Origin of the sequence: Mycobacterium sp. (assembly GCF_050700595.1) — a bacterium.
GTDB lineage: Bacteria > Actinomycetota > Actinomycetes > Mycobacteriales > Mycobacteriaceae > Mycobacterium.
Genome location: NZ_JBOHHI010000154.1, coordinates 1 through 4,598 on the forward strand (window position 1 = coordinate 1; position 4,598 = coordinate 4,598).

General features: G+C 68.2%; 6 protein-coding genes. 3 read left to right on the forward strand and 3 right to left on the reverse strand.

The window, feature by feature from the left end; genetic code table 11:
• The first annotated feature begins 235 nt into the window (after positions 1-235).
• Positions 236-880, forward strand: coding sequence for a TrmH family RNA methyltransferase (locus tag ACRDTL_RS14155; RefSeq protein ID WP_431507338.1), 645 nt, complete (start codon positions 236-238; stop codon positions 878-880).
• A gap of 12 nt (positions 881-892) precedes the next feature.
• Here ACRDTL_RS14155 and ACRDTL_RS14160 read toward each other — a convergent pair whose 3' ends face one another.
• Positions 893-1,300, reverse strand: a complete 408-nt coding sequence (locus tag ACRDTL_RS14160) for a hypothetical protein (RefSeq protein ID WP_431507333.1) — start codon at positions 1,298-1,300, stop codon at positions 893-895.
• 111 nt (positions 1,301-1,411) lie between these two features.
• On the opposite strand from ACRDTL_RS14160, the gene fbaA reads away from it, so the two are divergent.
• The gene (gene fbaA / locus ACRDTL_RS14165) at positions 1,412-2,446 is read left to right on the forward strand and encodes a class II fructose-bisphosphate aldolase (protein WP_431507334.1); all 1,035 of its coding nucleotides are present in this window, start codon (positions 1,412-1,414) and stop codon (positions 2,444-2,446) included.
• Positions 2,447-2,470: 24 nt separating this feature from the next.
• On the opposite strand, the gene ACRDTL_RS14170 is transcribed toward fbaA, so the two are convergent.
• Positions 2,471-3,340: a hypothetical protein gene (locus ACRDTL_RS14170; RefSeq protein ID WP_431507335.1), complete on the reverse strand. Its 870-nt coding sequence runs from the start codon at positions 3,338-3,340 to the stop codon at positions 2,471-2,473.
• Between the two features lie 84 nt (positions 3,341-3,424).
• On the opposite strand from ACRDTL_RS14170, the gene ACRDTL_RS14175 reads away from it, so the two are divergent.
• A complete protein-coding gene (locus ACRDTL_RS14175; protein ID WP_431507336.1) occupies positions 3,425-3,841 on the forward strand; it encodes a DUF3151 domain-containing protein in 417 nt (138 codons plus the stop codon).
• A 16-nt stretch (positions 3,842-3,857) separates the two neighbouring features.
• On the opposite strand, the gene ACRDTL_RS14180 is transcribed toward ACRDTL_RS14175, so the two are convergent.
• The coding region (locus ACRDTL_RS14180; protein ID WP_431507337.1) for a cation diffusion facilitator family transporter at positions 3,858-4,598 on the reverse strand (741 nt) is incomplete at its 5' end.

Here is a 4,598-nt window from a genome sequence, read left to right on the forward strand (position 1 = left end):
CGGCGGGGAGCACGCGGGCAACCTTATCCGCGCATGCTGAGCATCGGCTGAGTCGTCCCCGCCGCCCCGCCCGGTCGTCCCCCGCCGCCCCGCCCGGTCGTCCCTCGCCGCCCCGCCCGGTCGTCCCCCGCCGCCCCGCCCAAGCGCCGCACCGGGCTCGGGACGCGACGGGGGCGGGTAGCGTCGAAGCGTGAGCGAGCAGCAGACCGAACAGCGGCGTGCGCCGTACGACCCGATGCCGCACGGGCCGAGCGAGGTCGGCGTGGGTCCGTGGCGCGGGCCGTGGCCGGAGGGCGACCAGTACGACGTGGCGCTGCTGGAGCACGGGGACCGGCGCAACGTGGTCGACCGCTACCGCTACTGGCGAATGGACGCGATCGTCGCCGACCTGGACACCCGCCGGCACGGGTTCCACGTCGCGATCGAGAACTGGCAGCACGACTTCAACATCGGCACAATCGTGCGCACCGCCAACGCGTTCCTGGCCGCACAGGTGCACATCGTCGGGAACCGGCGCTGGAACCGTCGCGGCGCCATGGTCACCGACCGCTACCAGCACGTGCGCCACCACCAGAGCATCTCGGAGCTGGCCGACCACCTCGATCGGGACCGGGTGGTGCTGCTCGGCATCGACAACCTGCCCGACTCGCAGCCGCTGGAGACGCTGCAACTGCCGCGCGCAGTCTGCCTGCTGTTCGGTCAGGAGGGGCCCGGGCTGTCGGCGGAAGCGCGCGACGCCTGTGACGCGACGTTCTCGATCGCGCAGTTCGGTTCGACCCGGTCGATCAACGCCTCGGCCGCCGCCGCGATCGCGATGCACACCTGGGTCCGTCAGCACGCCGACCTGGGTGAGGGCACACCGACGCTGTGGCGCGGGTGAGCGCGCCGAGGGTCAGCCGGCAGCGCCGGAGAACTGGCCGGCCACGATGCCGATCAACGACACCAGAACTCCGACGACCGCGACGATCACAGCGGCCCGTGCCAGGTGTCCGGGCCACCTCGAGGCGGCGTACGGGTCCCGCAGCGTCCGACCGGCCAGCACGAAACCGATCACTGCCAGCACCAGGGTGGCGATCCCCCACAGGGCGAACGCACTGCCGACGTCACTCGGCCCGAAGCCGTCTCCGAGGACAATGGCCTGGATCGCCACACCGAGCGTGCCCTGCCCCATCATGCTGAGCGCCGCGAACGCGAAGCCCGAGATCGCGGAAGCCTCCGGCGTCAGGATGCCGCTCAGCCACGACGGGGCGGGCCGCGCCTCGACGCCGTCCTGACCGACGTACTCCTCGTGTTCACCCATGCGATCTCCCCCGGGGCAGCTCGGCCGGCCTCTTTGCTCAGCATTCAATCATTGTCGACCGGCTACTAGAGTGGATTGCGACGCCGTGTCCGACCCTTCAGGAGTGAGCAAATGCCGATCGCGACCCCCGAGGTCTATGCCGAGATGCTCGACCGGGCGAAGCGTGAGTCGTTCGCGTTCCCGGCGATCAACGTGTCGTCCTCGCAGACCCTGAACGCCGCGCTGCAGGGCTTCGCCGACGCCGGCAGTGACGGGATCGTCCAGGTGTCCACCGGCGGTGCGGAGTACCTCTCCGGCGCGAAGGTCAAGGACATGGTGGCCGGATCGGTCGCGTTCGCGGCCTACGCGGAGCAGGTGGCCAAGAGCTTCCCGGTGAACGTCGCCCTGCACACCGACCACTGTCCGAAGGACAAGCTGGACGGTTTCGTCCGCCCGCTGCTCGACATCTCGATCGAGCGGGTCAAGAACGGGCAGGCCCCGCTGTTCGGCTCGCACATGTGGGACGGGTCCGCCGTACCCCTGGACGAGAACCTGCAGATCGCCCAGGAGCTGCTGGAGAAGGCCGCGGCCGCCAAGATCGTCCTCGAGATCGAGGTCGGCGTCGTCGGCGGTGAGGAGGACGGCGTCGTCGGCGAGATGGACGAGAAGCTCTACACCACCGCCCAGGACGCCCTGGACACCTACGCGGCGCTCGGCGACGGGTCGAAGGGTCGCTACCTGACCGCGTTGACGTTCGGCAACGTGCACGGCGTCTACAAGCCCGGCAACGTCAAGCTCCGCCCAGATGTGCTGGCCAAGGGCCAGCAGGTGGCCGCCGCGAAACTGGGCTTGCCCGATGGTTCCAAGCCGTTTGACTTCGTGTTCCACGGCGGCTCAGGTTCGGAGAAGTCCGAGATCGAGGAGGCGCTGCGCTACGGGGTGGTGAAGATGAATGTCGACACCGACAACCAGTACGCGTTCACCCGGCCGATCGCCGGTCATATGTTCACCAACTACGACGGCGTGCTCAAGGTCGACGGCGACGTCGGCAACAAGAAGCTCTACGACCCGCGCAGCTACCTGAAGAAGGCCGAGGCCTCGATGACCGAGCGGGTCATCGAGGCCTGCAACGACCTGCACTGTGCCGGGAACTCGCTGACCGGCTAAAGCCCGCGTCTGCTCGCGGGCAAGCTATCCGGTGGACTGGCAGATCTTCCACTGGTCGTCGCGGTACTGCAGATCGAAGCTGCGGGTGGACCTGACCTGCGGCGCGTAGGCCATAAACGCGGTTACGTTGGCTTCCGCGTAGCCATCATTGACGACGACCTGATCGATGCTGGCGACCACGGGATACCGTTTGGCCGCCGCGACCCGTTGGTAGGTGTCATCCCAGGCCTGTTTGTCGTAGTTCACGTAGCTGTCGCGGATGTTGCCGCAGGTGATGCTGCGCAATTTGGCCAGGTCGCCATTTTGCACTGCGACGTCGAAGCTTTGGATGGTGCCGCGAACCCGGTCCTCCTGCGAAGCTGCCTTCTTTTTGTTCCCGTGGGTCAGCAGCACCGTGCCCAGCACCGCGATTGCCGCCAACGCCAGGATGATCAGAATCAGCGCCAGCACCCAACCCCAGCTGCGCTGGCCCGACGGTCGTAGCCGGGCACCCAGCCGAGGCGGAATCAATTGGGGCATCGCCTTTCTGGAAAATGTTCTCCTCGACTCAGACGGTTTCTGACCCGTCCGGAACACCTCGGTGGCCGGCTCCGCAGCCGCCGTGGTGTCGATGACCGCCGTCTCTTTGGCGTCGAAACCCGGTGCGGTGAAGCGACGTTCGCCCCGCTGCGGTCGAGGTTTGGCGGCGTCGCGTTCCTTTTCCCGGTGGGCTTTGGCCATCACTTCGGTCGCCGGCTCGGCATCGGGTGGCGTCACCTGGTATGCCTCGGTGGCCTCCTCGGCCGGATCCGCGGTCTGCGCGGGATCGGAATCCGCCGCTTCGTTGGTGGCGTCTGGATCGAATCCAGCCACGTTCGCCTTGTCGTCGTGGTCGGGCCCTGGTGGGTGGGGCATGACGCTGCTGTCCTCCGGCTGTCGAATCGGTAGTTGGAGCTTAACGACCCCGGTCCCATTGTGCGGCGCGGCACAATGAACTCCATGACGCCGATGGGGGATCTCTTGGGACCGGATCCGATCTTGCTGCCCCGAGACAATGACACCGAGGCCGAGCTGCTCGCCGACGAGAAACCGGCAATTGTCGCCGCGGCGCACCCGGCCGTGTCGTTGGTTTGGGCGGTGCTGGCTGAAGAGGCGCTGGCCGACGACAAGGCCGTCACCGCCTATGCCTACGCCCGCACGGGCTATCACCGCGGCCTGGACCAGCTGCGCCGCAACGGCTGGAAGGGGTTCGGCCCGGTGCCGTATTCGCACGAGCCCAACCGCGGCTTCCTGCGCTGCGTGGCCGCGCTGGCGCGGGCGGCCGACACAATAGGTGAGACCGACGAGTACCAGCGCTGCCTGGACCTGCTCGACGACTGCGACCCGGCAGCCCGCCCGGAACTCGGGCTGTCCTGATTTACCAGCTGGCGATTTACCAGCTGGCCGAGCAGTCGCCGACGCCGCCCGGCGGCTCGATCTGCACGGTGGCGTGGTCCAGCCCACGGGTGGCCAGCACCGCCCGGGCGTCGCCGAGCACCCGCACCGAGTCACTGCCGCTGGTCAGGTGTGCGGTGACCATGTCCTTGCCCGGCGCCAACGTCCAGACATGCAGGTCGTGCACCTCGGTCACGCCGTCGACGGCGCACAACGCCGACCGCAGCTCGTCGACGTCGATATGGCGCGGCGATGCCTCGGACAGGATCCGCAACGCCGCGCCGGCCAGGGAGAACGCCCGCGGCAGCACCCACAGTGCGACGAAGACGGCGACCACCACGTCGGCGTACGGCCAGTGCGTGGTAACGGTGACCACGCCGGCGATCAGCACACCTATGCTGCCTACCGCGTCGGCGACGACCTCCATGTAGGCGCCCTTGACGGCCAGGCTGCCCTCGGCCTGCGACCGCAGCAGCATCGCCACCACGAAGTTGGCGATCAGCCCGGCCAGCGCGACCACGATCATCGGCACGCCGGGGACGGCGGGAGTTTCGCTCAGCCGCCGGAAGGCCTCGTAGAGGATGAACAGCGCCACCCCGATCAACAGCCCCGCGTTGGCGACGGCGGTGAACACCTCGGCGCGATGCCAGCCGTAGGTGCGTGCGGCGGACTTGCTCCCGCGCCGGGCGAGCATCACCGCGCACAATCCCATGAAGGTGGCCGCGACATCGGTCAGGAT